Genomic DNA, 25,140 nt, shown 5'->3' with positions numbered 1-25,140 from the left:
GCGTCCCCTAGGGGACTCGAACCCCTGTTACCGCCGTGAAAGGGCGGTGTCCTAGGCCACTAGACGAAGGGGACACACTACAACATTCACTCCCTGCCGCGTTTCGCTGTGTGCTTTACGCTGCAAGTGGCGCGCATTCTATGGATGGATTGAAAGGTCGTCAACCCCCAGATATAAATTTATTTAAATCAATGACTTCGACCTGCTTTACGCACCGTTTCCGGCTTTTGCGTCGCCCGACGATTGACGCCTATATTCCGACACTCGCCAAGGCGTTATAGTCCACGGCACAGGTGATGGCAATCTGCACCCCAAGGGCCAGCATTTATATAAGCCGGTTCCTGGCCGATACAGATTCAGCTTCGCCGATCCAAACCCGTCGAGCGGCGCTAGGCTCCTGTATGCCAAGCCACTACACTCGCACGCGAACCCTATAAAGAGGTCTTACCGGTGACACCACTCATGATCACCCTGCTAGTCATAGCCGGGATCGCAATCTTGATCGCCATTGGCTACATGAACCATGTGGTGGAAAACACCAAACTGGAGAAGGCCCGCACCAAGGTCGAACTCAATGACCGCCTGCGCCGTTGCGGCGAACTGACCGAAACCTTCCCCGGCCAGTTCATGACCCCGGCCCTCAAACTGCTGCTGACTCGCCTCGAGCTGAACGTCTGCCAGCGCCTGCTGAACCTGGAAAAGACCAGCGCCACCACCAAGGCCCGCATCACCGAACTGAGCGCCCTCGTCGCCCAGGGCGAATCGATCCCGGTCAACAACCCGCCGGCACCGATCCAGACCGAAGCCAAGGCCAAAGACGTCCGCTTCCTCCTCGAAGCCCTCCACGGCCAGATCACCCGCGCCGCCCAGGACGGCTTCCTGCCACCGAACGAAGCCAAACACTGGATCCGCGAAGTACGCCACATCCTCGTGCTGCTGCACATCGAGTTCTTCAACAACCTCGGCCAACACGCCCTCCAGCAAAACCAGCCAGGCCAGGCCCGCCTCGCCTTCGAACGCGGCGTGCAATACCTGCGCAAACAGCAGGACCCGCAAATCTACGCCGAACAACTCCAATACCTGGAAAAACTCCTGGCCCGCGCCAACGCCCAGGTCATGGACAAGATCGCCCCGGTCGAAGGCGAAGAAAACCAACTGACTGCCGGCCTCAAGGATGTCGAGGCTGATGCGGACTGGAAGAAGAAAGTGATTTACGACTGAGTACAGTCAAAGAGAGAAGCCACCGGGAGGTGGCTTTTTTATTGCCCGCGGGAAAGATCAAAATCAAAAGCGCCCTCACCCTAACCCTCTCCCGGGGGGAGAGGGGACTGACCGCATTGCTTGGGGGAGGTACGCCGACGTGAAAAACCGAGTCGCACTCGGGTTTTGAAACACATGCAACTCAACTCACACTGCCGCACCTTCTGCCTCTTCTACTCTTGCTTCTGCTTTGGCATCGGCTTCCCACCACTCAAAACGATGAGCGTTAGCTCGAGTACCGCTTTTGACGTACCGGCCCCTTCGGAAGGCTGAGTGGAGGGATTTATCCGGGGGTGGGAGCGCAGCGACCGTGCGGCGCAGCCGCATGCATCGAGAGGAGGTGCAGCGAAGCAAACCGTAGGCGATGCCCCCGGATGAATCCCGGAACGAAGGAACACCGAGCCACAGCGAGGTGCCGAACGCAGGGGCCCAGCCTTTTGGTTCCTTTTTGGCGTCTGAAAAAGGGACTCGCCGTAAGGGCGAAACCGCCAGCGGCAGCACCCGAAGCAACGGATATTCACCCCAAACAACCAACAACCTGGTCGGCCCAAAGGCCGCCAAGGTCAAAGCCGGAAATGCCCCACCATCCCCCGAAGCTCACTCCCCAACCGCGCCAGCTCAACACTCGAAGCCGCATTCCCGCGCATCGCAATCGAAGACTGATCCGCACTCGCCCGAATACTCGTCACACTGCGATTGATCTCCTCGGCCACCGAACTCTGTTCCTCGGCCGCCGCCGCAATCTGCTGGTTCATCTGCTGAATCAACGAAACCGCCGCCGCAATACTCCCCAGCGCACTCTCGGTCTGCAACGCATCGCTCACCGCCAGTTTCACCAGTTCGCCACTGCTCTGAATCTGCTGCACCGACGAATGCGCCGCCGAACGCAAGGCACTGACCAGCCGCTCGATTTCCTCGGTCGACTGCTGCGTGCGCCGGGCCAGCGCCCGCACCTCATCGGCGACCACCGCAAAGCCCCTGCCCTGCTCGCCCGCCCGCGCCGCTTCGATCGCCGCGTTGAGCGCCAGCAGATTGGTCTGCTCGGCGACACTCTTGATCACCCCCAGCACCGTGCCGATGTTCTGGATTTCCGCACTGAGGCTTTCAATGCTCGAACTGGCCGAGGTCGCCGAATCCGCCAGTTGCTCGATCCGCGCCATGCTCTGACGCACCACCTGCTGGCCACTTTCTACCTTGCCATCGGCGGTCTGCGCCGCGAGCGCCGCCTCTTCGGCATTGCGCGCCACATCATGAACGGTGGCGGTCATCTGGTTCATCGCCGTCGCAACCTGCTCGGTTTCCTCTTTTTGGCTGCTGACCTCAAGGTTGGTCTGCTCGGTCACCGCCGACAGCGATTGCGCCGAACTGGCCAACTGTTCGATACCCGCCTGCAACCCGCTGACAATCGTGCTCAAGCCCGCGCCCATCTGCTGCATGGCCAGCATCAATTGACCGATTTCATCACGGCGCGATACCTCGATCGTTCCACTCAAATCACCGGCCGCAATCTGTTGCGCCACGTGAATCACGCTGCGCAACGGTGCAACGATCAACCGGGTAATCACCCACGCCGCAATCAGCCCGACCAGCAACGCCAGCGCCGATGAGCCAATGATCAGCACCGAATTCTTTTTCAGTTCGCTCTGCATGGCGCCGTCTTGCGCAACATAGGCCTGTTGGACCCGCGCCACGACTTCGTCGGCCCGTTGGTGCAGCTGTTGATAGACAGTCTTTTCCTGGGCCAGCAACCCGGTGTACTCGGCCAGCTTGTCGCTGAAACCGGCAATGTGCCCGGACACTTCATTGAGCACCGTCAGATAGCCTTCGTCCTTGACCGTGGACTTAAGCTGCTCGGCTTGCGCCTGGGCTTGCGCAGCCTGCTCGATATTGCCCTGACCTGCGCTGTCATCACCCTTGCGGCTTTGATCCAGGCGTACCCGCGCCTCGTTCATCGCCTGCAACATCAACCGTGAGACCTGACTGACCTGGCCGGCCTGCTCGATGAATTGCGCCCCGTCCTTGCCCTCGCTGTCTTTCAGAGTGTACGCGCCGTCGTCGGCCAGACCGGCCTGCAACACATCGAGATTGTTGGCGACGCTGGACACCGACCAACTGGCCATCTCCAGCGCCAGATCCTTGGCCTGGGACAACGAGACGAATTCATCGAACGCCTTGCGGTAAGCGCCCAATGACTGTTGGACGTCGTTCATGACCGACTCATTGCCCGGCGACAAAATCTTGAGTTGGTCGGCCATGGCGACCAGACCGTCGACACCTTCGTGCAAGGCCTCGACGGTTTTCGGGTTGCCATGCAAGGCGTAGTCCTGCTCCAGCAGCCGCACCTTGAGCAGGCCACTGTTGAGCGATGACATCTGCTTGAGGCCATCGAAGCGCTGGCTGATGGTTTGCAGGGACCAGACGCCAATCGCCGCCACCAGTGCAGTCAGCAACAACACCAGCACAAACCCGATACCCAGTTTTTTTGCCATACCGAGGTTGGCAAAACGTCCTTGCACGGCCGAAATCATTGCGCGTAGTCCCCTGCCATAGTCTGTTGTCGAAGATTCGCAACGGCCTTGAACCAGCACAAGTCTCTGGCGTCGGAATAATGGCAAAAAGCTACGCACGCGTCGTTTTCAGAACGTTCGAGGTCGATCCATGGCTGTATCGCGAAAAAACTGCCGTGCCCGGGGATCGCAGGCGTAAGCCACGTTGATCCGCTGCCAGTCGCAGGCTTCGCCACTGGGACTGAACGACGTTGCGCAGGACAACTGCACACCGCATCGCAGAGCATGCCTGCGCAGGCGCGCCTCATCGGCCACTGGCGAACGTGCCCAGATGAACAGGCCGCCCGTGGGCTTGCCGAACACCTCCCAGTCAGCGTCTTCCAGCGCCTGAAGAGCAGCCGCACGATCAGTGGAAAGCCGCTGACGCTGACGCTGTACCAGTTTTCGATAGGCACCACTGGCAAGCATCCCGGCCAGCACCGCCTCGCAGAACCTTGGGGTCCCCATGCAACTGATCATCTTGACCCGCGCCATCCGCTCGATCAGCTCGCCATCGGCCAGCACGAAACCCACCCGCAGCGAGCTGCTCAGGGTCTTGGAAAAACTGCCGACGTAAATGACCCGCTCCTCGTCATCCAGCGCTGCCAGACGAGTGCCGCTGCCGTTGTGCAGGTCGGCATAGACATCATCTTCTATCAGCCGCAGGTCGTAGATCCTGCTCAGCTGCAGGATGCGTCGGGCGACCGCCGGCACCAGGCAACTGCCCGTGGGATTGTGATGATGACTGTTGATGAACAGCGCCGAGGGTCGGAACTGCTGCAGCAACGCCTCGAGGGCCTCGACATCCGGCCCGCCCGCCATGCGGCGAACCTCCAGCATGCGCACGCCATGCAAGCGCAGGAGATCGAACAGCGGCGCATAACCGGGGGTTTCTACCACGACGCAATCACCGGCCTTGAACAAGGTCCGCACGATCAGGTCCAGTCCGTGACTGGCGCCGGCGGTGGTCATCACCTGTTCTTCAACGGCCTTGATACTCAGCAATCCCAGGCGCTTGACGATCTGCTCGCGCAACGCCGGCAGCCCCAGTGGCGTGCTGTAGTTGAACAGGCTGGCCATGTCGGCGCGCGTCACCTCGCGGATCGCATAGCCGAGATCATCGGGCTCGCGCCAACTCTCTGGCAGGACGCCACTCCCCAGCGTCAAACCGCCGCGCCATCGGAGGGCCGGATCGCCCCCGGTGCGCTCCCCCTCACACCCGGAGCCATCGATCGCCTTGCAACAATCGGGCGACGAAGCCGCCACCATGAATCCCGAGCCCTGACGCGAGGCCAGAACCCCTTGCGCCACCAGCCGCTCGCAAGCCTCCATGACGCAGGACTGGCTGAGCAAATTGCACCGTGCGATCTCGCGCACGGAGGGCAGACGCGTCGTCGGCGGCACCTGCCCCTGCATGATCCACTCGGTCAACCCGTCAACAATCTGCTGTACGACCGGCACCATTGCCTGTCGGTCAATTCTCAATTCCATGAGCACGCAAACTCCTGTCCGTTTTTGCTGGCGGCAGTAAATCACAGCCACGCCCTTGAGGCTGTGCGACAAAACCGCCAAAAGGCTCCGTTCTCACCATTTGAAACACATTGTTTAGCGGGCTAAAGGAACCGCTCCCGAGGCGAAAAAAAACCCGCCAGTGGGCGGGTCGTTTATTGACTCGGTCGACGCCACCTTAGAAGGCGGTCACGCCGCCATCCACGGCCAGCGAATGGCCGGTGGTAAAGGCCGCACCGTCGCTGCACAGATACAGCACGGCACTGGCAATTTCCTCGACCTTGCCAATGCGCCCGACCGGGTGCATGGCGTTGGCGAATTCACCTTTTTTCGGGTCCGCTTCATAGGCGCGACGGAACATGTCAGTGTCGATCACCGCCGGGCAGACGGCGTTGACGCGGATTTTCTTCTTGGCGTATTCGATCGCAGCCGACTTGGTCAGACCGATCACCGCATGTTTGGAAGCCGCGTAGATACTCATCTTCGGCGCGGCGCCCAATCCAGCCACCGACGCGGTGTTGACGATCGCCCCGCCACCCTGAGCCAGCAGCAACGGCAGCTGATACTTCATGCACAGCCAGACGCCCTTGACGTTGACGCCCATGATCGCGTCGAACTCGTCCATCGAGCCTTCGGCCAGTTTGCCTTTCTCGATTTCGATCCCGGCATTGTTGAAGGCGTAGTCGAGACGGCCGTAGGTATTGATCACCTCGTCCATCAGATTTTTCACTTCGCTTTCGACGGTCACGTTGCAGCGCACGAAGGTCGCTTCGCCACCGGCTGTACGAATCAGCGCCACGGTGCCCTCGCCCCCGGCCGCATCCAGATCGGCCACCACCACTTTCAGACCTTCGGCGGCGAATGCCTGGGCCGTCGCGCGGCCGATGCCGTTGGCCGCGCCAGTGACGACGGCTACCTGACCGGAAAACGTCATGCTCATTGTTATGTCCTCGAATGCGGGGGAATGGATGAAGGCAGCATAGCCACAGGGGCCTGAGTGACGTCAGCACTATCAGAAGGCCGGTTAGGCTTGCATGAATCGCAGTGATGAAACCCAGGCCTGCACTATCACCGTACTGGATCAGCCTGCATTCGCCCCGTGAGCCAACCTTGCGGCATCGCTCATGAAGGTCTATCAACAAGGCTTCATTCAATTCGAGTGCCTGTCATGACCAACCAGACCAATCGCCAGTTCCTGCTCGCCAAACGCCCAGTGGGCGCCGCCACCCGCGAGACCTTCACCTATCAGGAAGTACCGGTCGGCGAGCCGGCGGCAGGGCAGATTCTGGTCAAGAACGAATACCTGTCCCTCGACCCGGCCATGCGCGGCTGGATGAACGAAGGCAAGTCCTACATTCCGCCGGTGGGTCTGGGCGAAGTCATGCGCGCGTTGGGCGTAGGTAAAGTCGTCGCGTCGAACAATCCGGGGTTTGCCGTCGGCGACTACGTCAACGGTGCCATTGGCGTGCAGGATTATTTCCTCGGCGAGCCAAGAGGTTTCTACAAGGTCGATCCGAAACTGGCACCGCTGCCGGTTTATCTGTCCGCACTGGGCATGACCGGCATGACCGCCTACTTTGCCCTGCTCGATGTCGGCGCGCCGAAGGCCGGGGACACCGTGGTGCTGTCCGGTGCCGCGGGCGCGGTCGGCAGCATCGCCGGGCAGATCGCCAAAATAAAAGGCTGCCGGGTGGTCGGCATCGCCGGCGGCGCCGACAAGTGCAAGTTCCTGATCGATGAACTGGGCTTCGACGGTGCCATCGACTACAAGAGCGAAGACGTGCTGGCCGGTCTCAAACGCGAATGCCCGAAAGGCGTGGACGTGTATTTCGACAACGTCGGCGGCGACATCCTCGACGCCGTACTCAGCCGTATCAACCTGAAAGCACGCGTGGTGATCTGCGGCGCGATCAGCCAGTACAACAACAAGGAAGCGGTCAAAGGCCCGGCCAACTACCTGTCGCTGCTGGTCAACCGCGCGCGGATGGAAGGCTTCGTGGTGATGGATTACGCCACGCAGTACGCCAGTGCCGCCCAGGAAATGGCCGGGTGGATGGCCAAGGGTCAGCTCAAGAGCAAGGAAGACATCGTTGAAGGCCTGGAAACATTCCCCGAGACCCTGGGCAAACTGTTCAGCGGCGAGAACTTCGGCAAGCTGGTGTTGAAGGTCTGAAAACAATGAAGGGAGCCATCGGGCTCCCTTCATTGTTTCTTCAGCTGTTCGCTCAGGCCAGTTCGGCAACCACCGAGGCCAGTGCCTTGGCCGGATCCGCCGCCTGGCTGATCGGACGGCCGATCACCAGATAGTCGGAACCGGCATCCAGCGCCTGACGCGGGGTCAGGATGCGACGCTGGTCGTCCTGGGCGCTGCCCGCCGGACGAATCCCCGGGGTCACCAGTTGCAGCGATGGATGCGCGGTTTTCAGCGCAGTGGCTTCCAGCGCCGAGCACACCAGACCGTCCATCCCGGCCTTTTCGGCCAGCGCCGCCAGACGCAGCACCTGCTCCTGCGGCTCGATGTCCAGACCGATACCCGCCAGATCCTCACGCTCCATGCTGGTCAGCACGGTCACGCCGATCAGCAACGGCTGCGGACCGCTGCGCTTGTCCAGCTCTTCACGGCAGGCCGCCATCATGCGCAGGCCGCCGGAGCAGTGAACGTTGACCATCCACACGCCCATCTCTGCCGCGGCTTTTACCGCCATCGCCGTGGTGTTGGGAATGTCGTGGAATTTAAGATCCAGGAATACTTCAAAACCCTTGTCACGCAGGGTGCCGACGATTTCCGCGGCGCAACTGGTGAACAGTTCCTTGCCCACTTTGACCCGGCACAGTTTCGGGTCCAACTGGTCGGCCAGCTTCAGTGCGGCGTCACGGGTAGGGAAATCCAGGGCGACGATGATAGGAGTCTGGCAGGCGGACATGGATGGGCTCTCAGGCAAGTCGAAATCGGCGCGCATTGTAGCGGAACCGGCGGCGGCGCGGCACCCGATGATCGGTAAATCGTCGCGCCAACCGTGATCAGCATAGCCTTGCAGAGTATTGTGTCGAACCCGATACACAACCGACACGCCGACAACATGCGCCCGCGCTAGCCTCGCCAGCCGCAACAAGTCCTTACAGCAGCCCTTCCCGCCTCACGGCCGGACGCCTATGCTGAAACCACAACCTCGCAGCCTATCTTTGTGGTTGGCGGCCTACTGGCAGATGAACAGCCTCATGCACAACTCCCAAGCCTCCGTGAACGACGAGCAGAAAGACGACAAGCGCTGGAGCATTCGTGCCCTGATCGTCGACGATGACGTGCCGATCCGTGAATTGATGATCGACTACCTGGCCCGCTTCAACATTCACGCCAGCGGTGTCACCGACGGCGCGGCGATGCGCCAGGCGATGCAGGCCGAACATTTCGACGTGGTGGTGCTCGACCTGATGCTGCCCGGCGAGGACGGTCTGTCGCTGTGCCGCTGGCTGCGCGCTGAATCGGACATCCCGATCCTGATGCTCACCGCCCGCTGCGAACCCACCGACCGGATCATCGGCCTGGAACTGGGTGCCGATGACTACATGGCCAAACCGTTCGAACCCCGGGAACTGGTGGCGCGGATCCAGACGATTCTGCGTCGGGTGCGCGACGACCGCAGCGAACAGCGTGCGAACATTCGCTTCGACAACTGGCGCCTGAACAGCGTCCTGCGCCAGTTGATCGCCGACGATGGTCTGGTGGTGCCGCTGTCCAACGCTGAATTCCGCCTGCTCTGGGTGTTCATCGAACGCCCGCGCCGGGTGCTCAGCCGCGAACAGTTGCTGGACGCCGCCCGTGGCCGCTCGATCGAAGCCTTCGACCGCAGCATCGACTTGCTGGTCTCGCGTCTGCGGCAAAAACTCGGCGACGACCCGAAAGCCCCGCAACTGATCAAGACCGTACGTGGTGAAGGCTACCTGTTCGACGCCCGGGACATCGGCTGATGCGGGCGCGCTTCGACACGCTGTTCGGCCGCCTGTTTGGCATGCTGTTGGTGGCGATCGTCCTGGCGCACCTGCTGGCCTTCGCCTGGTTCCGCCTCTACGGCCCACCGCCCCCGCCACCGCCGCCGGAGTTCTCGCAAAACCTCGACGGCCAACAGCCGGCTCAGGATCCACGCTACCCGCCCCGTCCACCGCGACCCTGGTTCGGCGGGCCGATCGTGCCGCTAACCTTCCAGTTCATCTCGCTGATCATCGCCGCCTGGTACGGCGCCAAGCTGCTGACCCGACCGATCCAGCGTCTGAGCGATGCGGCCGAGCGCCTGAGCGAAGACCTCGACAGCCCGCCGCTGGACGAAACCGGCCCCCGGGAAGCACGGCAGGCTGCGTACACCTTCAACCTGATGCAGCAGCGCATCCGCGAACAGGTGCAGCAACGGGCGCGGATGCTCGGCGCCGTCTCCCACGACCTGCGCACCCCGCTGTCGCGACTGAAACTGCGTCTGGAAAATATCAGCGACGACAAACTGCAGGGCCAGATGCGCCAGGATCTGGACGACATGATCGGCATGCTCGACGCCACCCTCACCTACCTGCACGAACAGCGCACCAGCGAGGCCTTGCAGTTGATGGACGTGCAGGCGCTGGTCGAATCACTGTGCGAAAACGCCCAGGATCAAGGCGCCGACGTTCAGGTCAGCGGCCACTGCGCCCCGCTGCAGGTGCAACCGATGGCACTGCGCTCGTGCATCAACAACCTGATGGACAACGCCCTGCGCTACGCCGGCCAAGCGCACATCGAACTGCAAGACCAACGCGAACAACTGCTGATCCGCGTCATCGACCACGGCCCGGGCATCGCGGCGGACAAGCGTGAAGCGGTATTCGAGCCGTTCTTCCGCCTCGAAGGCTCACGTAACCGCAACTCCGGCGGCGTCGGCCTGGGCATGACCATCGCCCGGGAAGCCGCGCAACGACAGGGCGGACAACTGACCCTGGCAGAAACACCCGGCGGCGGCCTGACCGCCGTGATCCAACTGCCCCGCCACTGATCCCGACTGTGTACCGGCCGGTACAAACCCCACATACCCACGACACCTTGCAACTTGAGGCTGCATAAGCCGGTACACCCACCGGTTTTCCAGTCCAAGGAGTGAGCCCGATGATCGGTAGCGTCAGCAACTACACGAGCTATACCAGCACCAGCAGCACCTCCACCCAAAACGCCCGCAGCCAGCAACTGCAAAAGGAACTGTTCGCCAAACTCGACAGCAACGGCGACGGCGCGGTGGATCAGGACGAACTCGGCAGCGCCCTGTCGCAGAAGTCCAACGACGGCCTGCTGGTCAGCCTGAGCAAACAATTCGGCGATCTGGACAGCGACGCCAGCGGCAGCCTCAGCACCGAAGAAATGACCGCCATGGCCCCGCCCCCACCGCCTCCTGGCGACCAGGCCCCCAACACCGAACTGGCCGACGCCCTGATCAGCGCCCTCGACGCCGACGGCGACGGCGCCATCAGCAGCGACGAACTGAGCAACGGCCTGACCAGCGCCGGCAGCACCGCCGACAGCAGCAAAATCTTCTCGGCCCTGGACAAAAACGAAGACGGCGTCGTCAGCCAGGACGAACTCGCCGCCAGCCTCACCCCACCGCCACCCCCGCAAGCCTCCAGCGACGAACTCTTCAGCCAACTCGATGCAGACGGCGACGGCACTGTTACCGCCACCGAACTGAACAGCGCGTTGCAGGTCAGCGACAGCAACTCACCGAACAACACCGACACCGCCGCCGCCCTGCTCAAGATGCTGGACAGCGACAGCAGCGCAGGCGTCAGCAGCGACGAACTGAAAGCTGCACTGCATGCAGGTCGCGAACGCCCGGATGACGAACAGACCGCCAGCAATACTCAAACCACCACCGAAGCGCTGAACCGGATGATTACCAATCTGAGCAAGCAGTACTCGCTCGAAAGCACTGCGTCGGTGGGCAAGTATTTGAATGTGGCGACTTGAGATTGGGTGAGGATTTGAGGGACGACTGAGGTTGGCTGGGTGAGTGGTTTGCTTTGGCTCTGCGATGTGTCATCAAAGCTGCCCTCACCCTAGCCCTCTCCCAGAGGGAGAGGGGACCGACCGAGGTGTTTAAGCGAACTACACCGACGTGAAATACCGAAGTGAACTCAGGTTTTCAAAAACATATACAACCCCACTCCTGATTTGGCTTTGGCTTTCGCTTTGGCTTCCCACCACTCAACACAATGAGCGTTAGCTCGAGTACCGCTTTTGACGTACCGGCCCCTTCGGAAGGCTGAGTGGAGGGATTTATCCGGGGGTGGGAGCGCAGCGACCGTGCGGCGCAGCCGCATGCATCGAGAGGAGGTGCAGCGAAGCAAACCGTAGGCGATGCCCCCGGATGAATCCCGGAGCGAAGGAACGCCGAGCCACAGCGAGGCGCCGAACGCAGGGGCTAAGACCTTTGCTTCCTTTGGGCTGGGCCGGCATTCCGGCGTTTGCCAAAGGGAGTCGCTGTAAAAGCGAAACCGCCAGCGGCAACACCCGAAGAAACGGATATTCACCCAATCCCAAAGAGCCTGGTCGGCCCAAAGGCCGCCAAGTCCAAAGCCTCAAACCCGAGCCTGACTCTTACTCCAATCCGTCAACAAACTATAAGCAACAGCCAAAAGCGTAGGCCCAATAAACAACCCGATAAACCCAAACGCAATCAAGCCGCCAAACACCCCAAGCAACACAATCACCAACGGCAGATTCCCACCCCGGCTGATCAGATACGGCTTGAGTACGTTATCCACGCCACTGATGATGAACGTCCCCCAGATCCCGAGAAACACCGCCATCCCGTACTCGCCCTTCCAGGCCAGCCATGCCGTGGCCGGAATCCACACCAGCGGTGGCCCCATCGGAATCAGACTGAGCAGAAACGTCACGATCCCCAGCACCAGCGCCCCCGGCACCCCGGCAATCAGGAACCCGATCAGCGCCAGCACCGCTTGCGCCGCCGCCGTACCGATCACCCCGTTGACCACCCGTTGCACGGTACCGGCCACCAGATCGATGTAGTACCCGGCCCGGTCACCGATCAGGCGTTCCAGCAGACTGTGTACGAATGCCGCCAGCCGCGGCCCGTCGCGGTAGAAAAAGAACACGAAGACAATGCTCAGGGTCAGCTCGAGAATCCCGCTGCCGATCTGCGCGCTGCGCGCCAGCAGCCAGTTGCCGACCTGCCCCAGATAGGGTTTGACCGTCACCATCAGCGCCGCGCCCTGCTGATCGATGCTGTTCCAGATCCCGACAAGACGCTCACCCACCAAAGGCACGCCGCCCAGCCAACTCGGTGCCTCGGGCAGCCCGTCGACCTGCACATCCTTGATGAACGCCGTAGCGTCACGCACGTGATCGGCCAGGTTAAAGCCGAGCCACACCAGCGGCCCCGCTACCAGCAACATCCAGCCCATGGTCAGAACCAGGGCCGCCAGCGATTCCCGGCCATTGAGCCAGCGGGTCAGCAAACGCATCAGCGGCCAACTGGCGAACGCCAGCACCGCGCCCCAGAACAGCGCCGACCAGAACGGCGCCATCACCCAGAAACTGGCACCAAACAGCACCAGCAACAGGATCTGCACCAACAGACGATCATTATTGGGCATGTGAAATCTCGAAAAAAATCAGTCAGGCAAAGAGTAGGCGAACACGTCGAGCGTGTCCGCCAAAGACACCTTATCGCAACAGATCGATGCGCAGACCTTCGCCGTCGACACTGCCGGTTTCCATTCGCGCGGCGCGCACGCCCTGCCCGATCAGCGCCTGCCGCCAGGCCTCGGCTTTCGGCCCGGACACCGTCACCCGCAAGGTGGTGTCGAGGTTCAAACCACGGGACAGCAGGCGCAGCCAGGTGTCATCCGGATCGCCGGCCAGCTTTGGAAAGTCCAGCTCACCGGTGCTTTTCAGCTCCCGCAGCAGCGTGGCCGAAGTCGGCAGCAGGTCACCCAGCGGGGCCAGCGCCTCGAACTGCTCAACGTGCAGATAGGCTTTGCGATTGCCCCGGGTGATGCTGTACAGCGCCACCAGCGTGTTGTCGCGCGGGGCCGCGAGCCTCAGCAGCAGATAGGCCTGCTGCTCGTCGGCACCGTACAGCTTGGCGTTGCCGAACACCTCGTTGGCCCACAGGCTGCTCTCGCCGCAATCCCGGGCCTGGCACCAGAACAACAGCTGGGCCTCCTGCTTTTGCAGGGCTTCGCGAGCGAGAGTGAAGGCTTCGGTGGCGGAATGTTCCGGCGGCAACTCATAGGTTACCGAGGTGGTTTGCCCCCGGGCGCTGACCTGGCCGTCGAAACGCAATTGACCGCTGATCTTGCGGATCGAGCCGAGCGGGTAGATCCGCTCCAGCTCCACGGCGGGGCGATAGTCGACGATCTGCGCATCGGCCACACGCGGCACGATCGGCAAGTCCTGACTGCCCGGCAGGTCGGCAGCGAATAGAAAGGGACTGAAACAGCACAGCGCCAGCAGACTGATAGATCGCATGGACAGGCTCATCGCAGGGACATGGCCTGGATGCCTTGGGGGCAGTTCGAAGTCGCAGCGGTGTAGAAATCCATCTTGGTTGTCTCCCATTTCAACCCGCCCAGCCTCGACAGTTGCCGGGAGCAAGTCAAGGAATGGCGAAGAACCGATTGAAACAGTCTGCGACAAGCTCGGCCCCGGCCTCATCGTTCAGGTGCAGATGATGCCCGCCCGGCAGCTGTTCCCGGGCAAAGGGTAGACGTTCCAGCAGCTCGGGATGCTTGGCCAGCATGCCATCGGCGGCGACCACCAATTGTGCGGGGCAGGCAATGCGCTGCACGAACGCCATCGCCTGTTCCTGGGTCAGACGCAGCGGCGAAGGCAAAGTCAGGCGGTTGTCGGTGCGCCAGGTGTACCCACCGGGCACCGGCATCAGTCCGCGTTGCGCCAGCAGTTCGGCGGCTTCGCGACTGACCGCCACCAGCCCTTTCATCCGCGCTTCGATCGCCCGGTCGAGGGTGTTGTAGACCGGTTTGCGCTTTTCCCGAAGATCGAGCTGCGCCTGTAAGGCCATGCCCATGCGCTCGGCGGCATTTTCGCCTTTGTCGGTAGGAGGAATAACCCCGTCGATCAACGCCAGATGGGTGATGCGTTCGGGCAACGACCCGGCCAGCACCAGCGAAACAATGGCGCCCATGGAGTGCCCGAGCAGGCCGAAACGTTTCCAGCCCAGTTGCTCGGCGACCTGCAGCACGTCGTGGGCGTAATCCCACAGCGCGTAACCGGCGCCGTTCGGCCGGTGCCCGGAGTGCCCGTGACCGGCCATGTCCAGCGCCACGATGCGCAAGCCTTTGAGCTTCGGCGCCAGGCGCGCGAAGCTGTTGGCGTTATCCAGCCAGCCGTGCAGGGCGATCACCGGCAACCCATCTTCCGGGCCGAACAGGTGTGCCGCCAGTTCGATATGCGGCAGGCTCAGGCGCACTTCTTCAACGGCGGGGTTCATGCGCAATCCTTGTCTTGCCGGCGCTCCCAGCGATTGAACAGGTTTTTCAGTAATTGTGCGGTGTCCTGCGGACGCTCAAGCGGAAACATGTGCCCGCCGGGCACGGTCAGCGCCTCGCCCTGAGGCAGGCGTCCGACAAATCGGGTGTGGTGGTTCATCACCACGCGGCTCTTGTGTCCACGTACCACCGCCAGCGGCACTTTCAATTGCCGGGTATGCGCAGGACTGGTGTGCGGCACGCCGCGATAGATGCTGATCTCGGTCGCAGGATCGAAGCGCAGACGCAGCTTGTCGCCGACCTTGTGCAGACCGTGCTGCAAGTAGGCATCGAAACATTCCGGATCAAAGCTGCGGAACAGGGTCTTGCCAGCGAAATAACCACGGGCACTGTCCAGATCGGCAAATTCTTCGCGCCGTCCCAGCGTGCGGCCGGCCGGGGTCAGTTTGTCGATGAAACCAAAACGCTTGGCGGCCCGGATCACCCATTGATCGGTGCGGGTCAGCACCGGCGAGTCGAGCATCACCACGCCCCGATACAGTTCAGGGCAACGCAGCGCGGCGTGCAAATGCAGCATGCCGCCGAAGGAATGGCCCACGCCCCACACCGGCTCGTCTTGCTGTTGAAGATGATGGATGAGTTCATCGACCAGGTGATACCAGTTATCACCTGCCGGGAAACGCGGGTCATGGGCATGTTGTTCCAGATGCGCGACCCGGTACTCGGGCGCCAGCGCCGCGAACAGTTTGCCGTAGGTGCCCGAAGGGAAACCGTTGGCGTGGGCGAAGAAGATCGGTTGCGACATACCGGCAAATCCATGAGCGGAAAACAGGCGTTGATTGTCCGTAAGACCGCGTCCTACAGCAATGACCGTAACTGCCAGGAATGATGACAGTCCGGTCAGGGCTATGACGCTGCGGCCATTAACGCGCCGGCGGTTGTTCTCCCAGCGGCACCACCGCCATGGTCAGGCGCGACACACAACTGGCCTTGCCTTCATCGCTGGTCAGGCGGATATCCCAGACGTGGGTGGTGCGGCCGATGTGGATCGGTTTGGCCACCGCCGTCACTCGTCCACTGCGCAGGCCGCGCAAGTGGTTGGCGTTGATTTCCAGGCCCACGCAATAGAACTTGCTGGCGTCGATGCACAGGTAACTCGCCATCGACCCGACCGTTTCCGCCAGCACCACCGAGGCGCCGCCGTGCAGCAGGCCGTAAGGCTGATGGGTGCGATGGTCGATGACCATGCTGGCCGTCAGCGATTCCTCGTCGAAGGACTCGAAGCGAATGTCCAGCACTTCGCCGATGGTGTTTTTCTGGATTGCGTTCAACTGCTCGATGTTCGGAGTGGTGCGCCACAAGGTCATCGCAGGCTTCCTTTGTTGTTTTGATCGACGCTCAATCCTGCCACAGCACCGCCTCGCTGCGCTCGCTCCATTCTTCGAAACGTGCTCCGTAGGTGTCTTCGATGATGTTGCGTTTGATCTTCAAGGTCGGCGTGAGGAAGCCGTTCTCCACCGCCCAGCTGTCCTTGACCACCACCAGCCGGCGCAGGCGCTCGTGCTTGTCGAGGACGGCGTTGACCTCCTCCAGCAATTTTTCCAGGCTCGAATGCAGCGGTGCGCGGGGCTCCTCCCGGCCCACGGCCGAGAGCACGCACAACCCCAGCGGCGCACTCAGGCCATCGCCGACCACGCAGACCTGCTCGATCCGCGAATGCACCGCCAGACGGTTTTCGATCGGCGCCGGGGCGACGTATTTGCCCTTGCTGGTCTTGAAGATTTCCTTGAGCCGCCCGGTCAGGCGCAAACGCCCTTCGGCGTCCTGTTCGCCCTTGTCGCCGGTGCGCAGGAAGCCGTCTTCGGTGAGGGTCTCGGCGGTTTTCTGCGGTTCCTTGAAATAGCCGAGCATGTTCGCCTGGCTGCGCACCTGCACTTCGCCGGACTCATCGATGCGCACTTCAACTTCGGGGCACGGCCGGCCAATCCAGCCTTCCTTGTATTGCCCCGGCAGGCAGATGTGCGAATAACCGCAGCTTTCGGTCATGCCGTAGACCTCCAGCACGTCGAGCCCGAGTTTCTGATACCAGCGCAACAAAGTCAGCGGCACCGGCGCCGCACCGGACAGCGCCACGCGCAGGGCATCCAGTCCCAATCCGGCCAGGACCTTGTGGCCGATCCGTCGGCCGATAAAAGGCAGACCGAGCAGCAAATCCAGGCGTTTCGCCGGGATCTTGCTGTAGACACCCATCTGGAACTTGGTCCAGATCCGCGGCACCCCGAACATCGCCGTCGGCCGCGCCCGCTTGAGATCGGCAAGAAAGGTGTCGAGGCTTTCAGCAAAAAACACCGTCTGCCCGGTATAGATCGACGCCAGCTCGACGAACATCCGCTCGGCGACATGACACAGCGGCAGATACGAAAGCAGCCGGTCGTTCTCATTGAGGCCGAACAGCTGCGTGCCGCGCGTCGTCGCAAACCCGAGATTGGCGAAGCTGTGCATCACGCCCTTGGGCTGGCCGGTGGTGCCGGAGGTGTAAATGATCGTCGCCAGTTGCTCGGCGGCGGGACGCGGATCGTCCTGGATCGGCGAGCTGCGTTGCAGGTCATCCCAGTTGAAATCGAATGTGCCCGGTGGATGCAGCGGCAGGCTGACGGTGGTCAGGCCGGCCGGTATGCCCGCTGACATGCTCGGCCAGTCATCGAGTTTGCCGATGAACGCCAGCACGCTTTCCGAGTGGGTCAGCACCTGATTCACGGATTCGGCGGTGAGGTTCGGATAGAGCGGCACCGAAACGTGCCCGGCCATCCAGATCGCCAGGTCGGCGATGATCCAGTGCGCGCAGTTTTTCGAGATCAGGGCGATGTGGCTGCCTTGCGGCAATTCCCGGGAGCGCAGCCAGTGCGCGGCGCAGCGGGCCTGATGGCCGACGTCGGCCCAGGTCAGTGTCTCGACCTGCCCGCCGCCGATCGGCTGCACCAGAAAACGCTGACGCGGGTGCCGGGCCTCGCGTTCGTAAAACACGTCCAGCGGCAAACGGAAGGCGGAAGACATTCGACTCGCTCCTGTTTTTTGGTCTGGAGCAAGCGTAGTCAACCAAGCAAGTGCTTGGTTGACTATTTCATACAAAAAATTTCAGGGATGTTTAAGGCTGTTGAGCGTCATCGAGCCGATCAGCAACTCGCTTTGTTCGAGCTCGGCCAGCCCGGCGGTGCTGACTTTTTCCGGTGGGTAGCCCGCACCGTGTTGCAGGTAGCTGAGCAGATTGCCCACCAGCGGATTGTGGCTGACCAGCAGCACGTTGCTCACCGACACCAGTTGCTCGGCCACGCGGTCCGGGTCAACTTCCGGGGTCAACCACTCGACTGTACGGATTTCCGGCTCGAAGCCGAGCGCTTCGCGTACCAGTTGCGCCGTCTGCTGCGCCCGCAGGTACGGGCTGGCGTAGATCGCCGTCAGCGGCTGGCCCATCAAACGGGCCGCGCTGCTCAACACTTCCTTGCGACCGTGGTCGGTCAGTTCCCGCTCGGAGTCGGGGCGCGAGCCATAGGGCTCGGCCTCACCGTGACGCAATACCCAGAGTTTCATAGCTTGGGTTCCTCATCCCGGGCCGGATGCGGTGCCGGCGCAACAACGTGTGGCGCTTCACCTTCCGGCGTACGCGGCGCCGGCCAGTCGGCGAACGGCCAGGGTTTCTGGTCGCTGTGGAAGCTGCCGAAACGGCCGATCTGCGCCAGAAACTGGCTCAGGCTGTCGCCGAAATTCATCAGGCTGGCGCTCGGGGCGCCATAGAACAAACGATAGATCAACTGCACCAGCACCACCGCGCCGAGGATGAACTGCGCCACCTGCCAGACCAGGATGTAAACAATCATCCACAACACCCGCAGGAGGATGGATTCATATTTGGCTTCGGTTTTCGGATCGTTCATGGCCTGCTCCCTGCTGAATCAGTTGAAACCACTGGTGGAAATAAAGTCGACATCGGTTTTCGGTTCGGCACGCATCAGCAGACCGATCACCTGCTCAAGCGTGCGCCCTTCGAACAGGATTGCATGCAATCCGGCGACCAGCGGCATGTACACGCCAACCTCCTGAGCCTTGGCCTTGAGCACTTTCAGGGTGTTGACGCCTTCGGCCACTTCACCCAGGCGCGACACCGCTTCGTCGAGGCTCAAACCCTGACCGAGGGCGAAACCGACCTGGTAGTTACGGCTTTTCGGCGACGAGCAGGTGACGATCAGGTCGCCGACACCGGCCAGACCGAGGAAGGTCATCGGGTTGGCGCCCTGATTCACCGCAAACCGGGTCATTTCGGCCAGCGCCCGGGTAATCAGCATGCTCTTGGTGTTCTCGCCCATTTCCAGCGCCACCGCCATGCCGGCGATGATCGCGTAGACGTTTTTCAGTGCGCCGCCCAACTCCACGCCGAAACGATCGGCGCTGGCGTAGACGCGGAAAGTGCGGCCATGCAATGCGGCCTGCACGGCTTTGCAGAGTTCTTCGTCTTCGCTGGCGACCACGGTGGCGGTCAGTGCGTGCTCGGCGATTTCCCGCGCCAGGTTTGGCCCGGACAGCACGCCGATACGCGCCTGCGGGGCGATCTCTTCGAGGATCTGGCTCATCAGTTTGAAGGTGTGGGCTTCGATGCCCTTGGTCAGGCTGACCAGCATCTTGCCGCTCAGGCGTTCGGCGTGCGCTGCCAACACCGTGCGCAGCGCGCTGGACGGCAACGCGACGAAACACAAATCGCAGGCGTCGAGGGTTTCCTGCAGGTCGGTGACCGCGGTCACGCCGGGCAGAATCCTGATGCCTTTGAGGTAACGCGGGTTCTCGCGATTGACCCGGATGGCCTCGGCCTGCTCGGGGTCACGCATCCACTGCCGGACTTGATGGCCGTTCTCGGCCAACAGATTGGCCACGGCGGTACCGAAACTTCCGCCTCCCAGGACCGCAATCGGGCGCTGTTCAGTCATATGTAATCCGTTAATCCATACCAGTGGCGATGCCGGCATTATACGGAGCGTCCCCTTCTCGGACAGCCCCGGCGTCAATTACCCGCACTTGTAGGAAGAAGACCAATAAAACCGAGGAAAATGCCTGCAACGTGACTGGAAAAGTCGTCGACCTCGGTTAACATGCGCGCCAATTCTTTGCTATCAAGGCTGCGTCGTGTTTTCTGGCCCCCCTTCCCCGCGTTCGTCCCTGCTGCTGGCGCTGCTGTTCAGCCCGGTGCTGCTGGCGGACGACCTGTTTGTCGACAGTGAGGCCTTGCCGCAGATCCTGACCGCCACGCGCCTGAAACAGTCGCCGGCGGAAGTCCCGGGCAGCATGACCGTGCTCGACAGCGAACTGATCAGCGCCAGCGGTGCCCGGGACATCAGTGAACTGCTGCGCCTGGTGCCGGGGATGATGGTCGGCAATATCAGCGGCAATCAGGCGGCGGTGAACTATCACGGGACCAACGCCAGCGAAGCCCGGCGCATGCAGGTGTTGATCGACGGCCGCTCGGTGTACCGCGCCGGTCTGGCGACCGTGGACTGGAGCGATATCCCGGTGGCCATGGAAGACATCGAGCGCATCGAAGTCTTTCGCGGCCCGAACACCGTCAGCTACGGCGCCAACGCGCTGATGGCGGTGATCAACATCATCACCCGCAACCCGGCGGACAGCCACGGCACACGACTGAAGCTGACCCGCGGCCAACGCGGCATCAATGATTTCTATGCCAGCCAGAGCACCGGCTGGAATGGCGGCGACCTGCGTCTGTCGCTGTCCGGCCAGGAGGACGACGGTTTCGACAGCGACCGCACCGGCGCCGATTACCGCGACAACCGCCGCTTGAACCGCTTCAGTCTCGCGGTCAGCCAGACCCTGAACGACAACCAGAGCCTGGACTGGCAGGTCAACGCCAAGGACGGGACCAATCAGCGGCCTTACACCTACCGCCCGGTGTTCTCCGGGATTACCGCTGCCGGGAACAATTCCGACGTGGTAGCCAAGGACTACGCCGGCTCGGTGCGCTGGAACCTGGACCTCAATCCCGATCACAGCCTTTACGTGCAAGGCTCGGCACAACACTGGGATCGCCAGCAGACCTGGCGCGCCTGTGACGCCGAAGTGTCGTTCAGCCCGCAATTGACCGAGCTGTGGCAACTTAACCCGAACTACACCGAGCGCCTGGCCCGCAACATGACCCTGTTCACCGGCCCCGGCGCCCCCGCCGGTACACCGCAGGAAATGACCCTGGCCAATCAGGTGCTGGATCAGTGGCGCAACGGCGCGCGCCAGACTCTGTGCGGTGACATCGACCAGAGTGCCCGGGAATCGCGCTACGACCTGGAATTGCAGGACACTCTCAGCCTGTCCGATAGCCTGCGTCTGGTCAGCGGCCTGAACTATCGTTACGACCGTGCCGATTCCGAGACCTATTTCAACGGCACGCTGGACGACACCACTTGGCGCGCCTTCGGCCAACTCGAATGGCGCGCCAGCGAACACTGGCTGTTGCAGGGCGGCGCCATGTTCGAAGACACGCAATTGATCGGCAGCTCGCTGACGCCCCGGTTTGCGGTCAACTACCTGTTCAACCCGCGGCACAGCCTGCGCGCGGTGTATTCGGAAGCCATCCGTTCACCGGACATGTTCGAGAACAACGTCAACTGGAGTTATCAGGTGACCAACCTGCGGCCCGCCGCCTATGGCCAGTCTTCGGCCCGCTACTTCGTCAAGACCCGGGGCCCCGGCGATCTGGACCAGGAGCACATGCGCTCGCGGGAACTGGGCTACAACGGCTTTTTCCCGGAATGGGGCCTGGCCCTGGACGTGAAGCTGTTCTACGACGAAATTACCGGGATGATCAGCGAGCCGCTACGCAACAATCAGTACATCGCCAGCAACGCCAACGATTCGCGGTTTCGCGGCACCGAAACGCAAATGGACTGGCGCCTGAGTGCGGCTGACCGCTTGCGCCTGACCTACGCCTTCGTCGACGCCGAGGCGAGCAACCCGCTGGACCAGCAATTCACCGCGCGCAACAGCGGCTCGGCCGGCTGGCTGCGCGATTGGGGCCACGGCTGGAACAGCGCCCTCTTCTATTACGGTGACAACGCGCTCAACGGTTACCGCTTCGAGCGGGTCGACACCCGGATCGCCAAACGCATCGCCCTGGGCAAGGCCCAACTGCAACTGGCCGGCGTGCTGCAACAACGCCTTGACCATGAGGCGACCACCTTCGTCGACAACAATTACGACGAACGCCGCGTGGTGTATTTCAGCGCCGAGCTGGAGTTCTAGATGCGTTACGCCATGTCACGGAAGATGCCAACGCTCGGCCAATGGCTGGCCGGGCTCTGTCTGTTCCTGACAGCGTGGCTGCATGGCGTGGCGGTGCAGGCGGCCGATATTCTGCTGACCGGCGCCGAGGAAAGCCCCGGTGTGCAGTCCTTCGTTCAGGCCCTGAGCGAACTGCGCCCGACCGACCGCGTGCATTTCCAGCCGCTGGCCAGCCTGCCGGCGCCGGGCAAGTTGCCGTCGAGCCTGCGCCTGATTCTGCTGGATCTGCCGAGCCTCGACTGGCGCATGCAGGAATCCCAAGGGCCGGCGACGTTGGTCCTGCGCATCAGCCGTTTGCAGGCCCGGCAACGCTTCGGCGACGCGCAACCACCCCACTTGAGCCTGCTGTGGGCCGATCCGCCGCTGAGTCGTCAGTTGCAACTGATCCGCCGGATTCTGCCCCAGGCCGGGCGCGTCGGCGTGCTGTTCGATCAGCACAGCGAGTTCCTGCTCAAGGAGCTGCAATCGGCCGCCCAGCCGCTGAATCTGCAAATCGTCCCGCAGCGCTGGGACAACACCCACGACAGCCGACCCTTGCAGACCGTGCTGAAAAACAGCGACGTGCTACTGGGCCTCGACGACCCTGACCTGTACAACCCGAAAACCGCGAAGAACCTGTTGCTCAGCAGTTACTCTCGGCAACTGGCACTGGTCGGGCCGAATGTCTCGTTCGTTCGCGCCGGCAGCCTGGCCAGTACCTACAGCGATCAGAACGACTGGCTGGCCGTCCTCGACGAATTGCTGGACCGGCCACCGGCCACCTGGCCGCGCACGCTCTACCCCGGGCGTTTTAAAGTCTCAAGTAATGCGCAGGTGGCTCGTTCCCTAGGGATAGAACCGATCAATGAAGTGTCTGTCGCCGCAGAGCTGGCCGAAGGAGAGCGCCGCCCATGATTTTCCGCCGTTGGGACATCAACACCCGCACCCAGTTGATCAGCCTGGGCCCTGCGCTGTTGCTGACCTTGCTGCTGATCAGCTTTTTCACCTTCGTGCGCATTCAGGATCTGCGTCAGGAGCTGAATCACACCGGCCAGTTGATCGCCAACCAACTCGCACCGGCCACCGAGTACGGGGTGATTTCCGGCAACAACGAAGTCCTGGAAAGCCTGCTCAAGGCCACGCTGGCCACGCCGAACGTACGGTTTCTGGAGGTGCAGGACAGCGCCAACCGGATTCTGGCTTACGTCGAACAACCGGCGGATGCGCACAATCGTCCGCATCAGGTCGAGGTGTTCCAGGCACCGGTGCGGCTGCAACGCATCGCCTTGCACAACGATTTCTTCCAGGACGGCAAGAGCAGCCCCGGCGTGGCCAGTGAGGATTATCTGGGGCGGGTGATCGTCGGTCTGTCCAACGATGCCTTTAGTCAGCGCCAACAGGAGATCCTGCTCAAGGCCGGGATTCTGGCGTTGTTCGCCCTGCTCTTCACCTTTGTGCTGGCGCGGCGGCTGGCCGGCAGCCTGTCGCAGCCGATCCGCGACATCGGCAATGCGGTCAAGGCGATTCAGGAGGGCGACTACAAGACCCCGCTGCCGATCGTCGATGACACCGAGCTGGGCGCACTGTCCCAGCACATCAACAACCTGGCCCAGGCGCTGGAGCAGGCCAGCCGCGAACAGCATCAGGCGATGGCGCAACTGATCCAGACCCGCGAAGAGGCGGAAAAGGCCAACAACGCCAAATCGGATTTCCTGGCGATGATGAGCCATGAGCTGCGCACCCCGATGAACGGCGTGCTGGGCATGCTGCAATTGCTGGAAACCACCGACATGACCGAGGAGCAGGTCGAGTACGCGGCGCTGGCTTCCGAGTCCACCGAGCACTTGCTCAAGGTGATCAACGACATTCTGGATTTCTCGCGCATCGAACGTTCGGAGCTGGAGCTGGAGCACATTCCGTTCAACCTCGCCGACCTGATCGGCGCCTGCGCCCATTCCTTCCAGCACAGCGCGGCGCAACGCGGGCTGGCCCTGCAACTGCGGATCCCCGATGACATGCACGACTTGCAGGTACAGGGCGATCCGACGCGGATCCGGCAGATTCTGGTCAACCTGGTCGGCAATGCGCTGAAGTTCACCGAGCAGGGGCGCGTCAGCATCGAGGCGCAATGGCAATCGCTGGATCACGAATTGCTGTGGTTCACCTGCGCGGTACGTGACAGTGGCATCGGCATTTCGCCGGAAAGCCTGGAGCTGATGTTCAACGCGTTCCAGCAGGCCGACAGCTCGATTTCCCGTCGATATGGCGGCACCGGTCTGGGCCTGCCGATTGCCCGCACCCTCGCCGAGCGGATGGGCGGCACCTTGCGTGCCCAGAGTGAAGAAGGTCGCGGCTCGGTGTTCACCCTGGAAATACCACTGGCCCTATATAAGCAGGCACTGCCCGCGCTGGCGGCACCGCGCGCATTGAACGGCAACGGTCACGGCGAAGGACGCCATGTGTTGCTGGTCGAGGACAACCCGGTCAACCAGACCGTGATCGAAGCGATGCTGCGCAGCCTGGGCTTTACCGTCAGCGTCGCCACCGATGGCGTGCAGGCGGTGCGCAGTGCCGGGGACAGCCGTTTCGAAGCGATCCTGATGGATTGCCGCTTGCCACTCATCGATGGATACGAGGCGACCCGACAGATCCGCCGCCTGCCCGGCTGCGGCCAGGTGCCGATCATCGCCCTGACCGCCAACGCGTTGCAGGGTGATCGCGAAAACTGCCTGTCGGCGGGGATGAACGATTACCTGGCCAAGCCATTCAAACGCAATGACCTGCAGCAGATTCTGCAGCGCTGGGTGCAGTAGAGAGGCCCTTTCGAGCATCTGCGACTGGCGTGAAAAGCGAAAGTGCGGCAGTCTTAGGCACCCGAACGGGCCTCAAAAGGGGCTTGATTAAAAATTTCAGTGCACAAGTGTACATTCATGTCCTTGGTGCTGTGACTTTCACCACAACGCAATAGTCTATGAGTAGGCTGCCGGTTCGAGGCATGAACGCGTCGATCGGCCGGGAAGAT

Annotated in this window: 21 protein-coding genes, 1 tRNA gene and 1 pseudogene; 8 read left to right on the top strand and 15 right to left on the bottom strand. The window is 62.0% G+C overall.

All coding sequences use genetic code 11. From position 1 onward, the window contains the following. Position 1: 1 nt before the first annotated feature. Positions 2-74, bottom strand: a tRNA-Glu gene (locus tag ACKUG4_RS14560). A 388-nt stretch (positions 75-462) separates the two neighbouring features. Between ACKUG4_RS14560 and ACKUG4_RS14555 the strand changes: the two genes are divergently transcribed. Beyond that, entirely contained in the window at positions 463-1,221 is a 759-nt protein-coding gene (locus tag ACKUG4_RS14555) for a hypothetical protein (protein WP_011335462.1), read from the top strand. A 602-nt stretch (positions 1,222-1,823) separates the two neighbouring features. Here the strand turns inward: ACKUG4_RS14555 and ACKUG4_RS14550 are convergent. From ACKUG4_RS14550 to ACKUG4_RS14535, 4 genes and pseudogenes are all read right to left on the bottom strand, one after another. Next, positions 1,824-2,687, bottom strand: a complete 864-nt coding sequence (locus tag ACKUG4_RS14550) for a methyl-accepting chemotaxis protein (RefSeq protein ID WP_445434260.1) — start codon at positions 2,685-2,687, stop codon at positions 1,824-1,826. Next, positions 2,685-3,749, bottom strand: a pseudogene (locus ACKUG4_RS14545) (HAMP domain-containing protein); the annotation flags it as partial. The gene ACKUG4_RS14550 and the pseudogene ACKUG4_RS14545, both read right to left, overlap by 3 nt. 147 nt (positions 3,750-3,896) lie before the next feature. Continuing rightward, positions 3,897-5,297, bottom strand: a complete 1,401-nt coding sequence (locus ACKUG4_RS14540; RefSeq protein WP_445434256.1) for an aminotransferase-like domain-containing protein — start codon at positions 5,295-5,297, stop codon at positions 3,897-3,899. A gap of 196 nt (positions 5,298-5,493) precedes the next feature. Continuing rightward, the gene (locus ACKUG4_RS14535; RefSeq protein WP_007917441.1) at positions 5,494-6,255 is read right to left on the bottom strand and encodes an SDR family oxidoreductase; all 762 of its coding nucleotides are present in this window, start codon (positions 6,253-6,255) and stop codon (positions 5,494-5,496) included. A 228-nt stretch (positions 6,256-6,483) separates the two neighbouring features. On the opposite strand from ACKUG4_RS14535, the gene ACKUG4_RS14530 reads away from it, so the two are divergent. Beyond that, on the top strand, positions 6,484-7,488 hold the full coding sequence (locus ACKUG4_RS14530) for an NADP-dependent oxidoreductase (RefSeq protein ID WP_445434255.1): 1,005 nt from the start codon (positions 6,484-6,486) through the stop codon (positions 7,486-7,488). A gap of 52 nt (positions 7,489-7,540) precedes the next feature. Here the strand turns inward: ACKUG4_RS14530 and pyrF are convergent, their stop codons facing one another. After that, entirely contained in the window at positions 7,541-8,239 is a 699-nt protein-coding gene (pyrF, locus tag ACKUG4_RS14525) for an orotidine-5'-phosphate decarboxylase (protein ID WP_007960372.1), read from the bottom strand. A gap of 295 nt (positions 8,240-8,534) precedes the next feature. Between pyrF and ACKUG4_RS14520 the strand changes: the two genes are divergently transcribed. The 3 genes from ACKUG4_RS14520 (at position 8,535) to xopAW (ending at position 11,295) form a co-directional block, all read left to right on the top strand. After that, on the top strand, positions 8,535-9,284 hold the full coding sequence (locus ACKUG4_RS14520) for a response regulator (RefSeq protein ID WP_039772900.1): 750 nt from the start codon (positions 8,535-8,537) through the stop codon (positions 9,282-9,284). Next, complete coding sequence (locus tag ACKUG4_RS14515; RefSeq protein ID WP_085612102.1) at positions 9,284-10,333, top strand: sensor histidine kinase; 1,050 nt, start codon at positions 9,284-9,286, stop codon at positions 10,331-10,333. Before ACKUG4_RS14520 ends, ACKUG4_RS14515 begins: the two co-directional genes overlap by 1 nt. A gap of 110 nt (positions 10,334-10,443) precedes the next feature. Continuing rightward, positions 10,444-11,295 (top strand): XopAW family type III secretion system calcium-binding effector, encoded by an 852-nt coding sequence (gene xopAW / locus ACKUG4_RS14510; protein ID WP_445434254.1) that lies wholly within the window; start codon positions 10,444-10,446, stop codon positions 11,293-11,295. A 611-nt stretch (positions 11,296-11,906) separates the two neighbouring features. Here the strand turns inward: xopAW and ACKUG4_RS14505 are convergent. The 9 genes from ACKUG4_RS14505 to ACKUG4_RS14465 form a co-directional block, all read right to left on the bottom strand. Beyond that, complete coding sequence (locus ACKUG4_RS14505; RefSeq protein ID WP_039772850.1) at positions 11,907-12,947, bottom strand: AI-2E family transporter; 1,041 nt, start codon at positions 12,945-12,947, stop codon at positions 11,907-11,909. A gap of 70 nt (positions 12,948-13,017) precedes the next feature. After that, the gene (locus tag ACKUG4_RS14500) at positions 13,018-13,824 is read right to left on the bottom strand and encodes a DUF4892 domain-containing protein (RefSeq protein WP_221397918.1); all 807 of its coding nucleotides are present in this window, start codon (positions 13,822-13,824) and stop codon (positions 13,018-13,020) included. A gap of 127 nt (positions 13,825-13,951) precedes the next feature. Further along, positions 13,952-14,806, bottom strand: a complete 855-nt coding sequence (locus ACKUG4_RS14495; protein WP_074688149.1) for an alpha/beta hydrolase — start codon at positions 14,804-14,806, stop codon at positions 13,952-13,954. Next, the gene (locus ACKUG4_RS14490) at positions 14,803-15,609 is read right to left on the bottom strand and encodes an alpha/beta fold hydrolase (protein WP_445434253.1); all 807 of its coding nucleotides are present in this window, start codon (positions 15,607-15,609) and stop codon (positions 14,803-14,805) included. Before ACKUG4_RS14490 ends, ACKUG4_RS14495 begins: the two co-directional genes overlap by 4 nt. A gap of 118 nt (positions 15,610-15,727) precedes the next feature. Continuing rightward, positions 15,728-16,171 carry a hotdog fold thioesterase gene (locus ACKUG4_RS14485; protein ID WP_007957810.1) on the bottom strand — a complete coding sequence of 148 codons (444 nt, stop codon included), beginning with the start codon at positions 16,169-16,171 and terminating at the stop codon, positions 15,728-15,730. A 31-nt stretch (positions 16,172-16,202) separates the two neighbouring features. Next, on the bottom strand, positions 16,203-17,858 hold the full coding sequence (locus ACKUG4_RS14480; RefSeq protein ID WP_445434252.1) for an AMP-binding protein: 1,656 nt from the start codon (positions 17,856-17,858) through the stop codon (positions 16,203-16,205). An 81-nt stretch (positions 17,859-17,939) separates the two neighbouring features. After that, a complete protein-coding gene (sixA, locus tag ACKUG4_RS14475; protein ID WP_445434251.1) occupies positions 17,940-18,392 on the bottom strand; it encodes a phosphohistidine phosphatase SixA in 453 nt (150 codons plus the stop codon). Next, entirely contained in the window at positions 18,389-18,736 is a 348-nt protein-coding gene (locus tag ACKUG4_RS14470; protein ID WP_039772859.1) for a DUF4389 domain-containing protein, read from the bottom strand. The genes sixA and ACKUG4_RS14470 overlap by 4 nt, the downstream gene beginning before the upstream one ends. An 18-nt stretch (positions 18,737-18,754) precedes the next feature. Next, on the bottom strand, positions 18,755-19,780 hold the full coding sequence (locus tag ACKUG4_RS14465) for an NAD(P)H-dependent glycerol-3-phosphate dehydrogenase (RefSeq protein ID WP_064598625.1): 1,026 nt from the start codon (positions 19,778-19,780) through the stop codon (positions 18,755-18,757). A gap of 196 nt (positions 19,781-19,976) precedes the next feature. Here ACKUG4_RS14465 and ACKUG4_RS14460 point away from each other — a divergent pair, with 196 nt between their 5' ends. From ACKUG4_RS14460 to ACKUG4_RS14450, 3 genes are read left to right on the top strand one after another with little or no spacing between them, the layout of a single operon-like run. Further along, the gene (locus ACKUG4_RS14460) at positions 19,977-22,100 is read left to right on the top strand and encodes a TonB-dependent receptor plug domain-containing protein (RefSeq protein ID WP_445434250.1); all 2,124 of its coding nucleotides are present in this window, start codon (positions 19,977-19,979) and stop codon (positions 22,098-22,100) included. Further along, complete coding sequence (locus ACKUG4_RS14455; RefSeq protein WP_445434249.1) at positions 22,101-23,033, top strand: ABC transporter substrate-binding protein; 933 nt, start codon at positions 22,101-22,103, stop codon at positions 23,031-23,033. Further along, entirely contained in the window at positions 23,030-24,931 is a 1,902-nt protein-coding gene (locus ACKUG4_RS14450; protein ID WP_440813894.1) for an ATP-binding protein, read from the top strand. The genes ACKUG4_RS14455 and ACKUG4_RS14450 overlap by 4 nt, the downstream gene beginning before the upstream one ends. Positions 24,932-25,140: the final 209 nt, after the last annotated feature.

Source organism: Candidatus Pseudomonas auctus, from assembly GCF_048654275.1.
GTDB classification, from domain to species: domain Bacteria; phylum Pseudomonadota; class Gammaproteobacteria; order Pseudomonadales; family Pseudomonadaceae; genus Aquipseudomonas; species Aquipseudomonas pharyngis.
The sequence above is the reverse complement of the archived record's forward strand: the minus strand, read 5'-3'. Positions and strand labels throughout refer to the sequence as shown.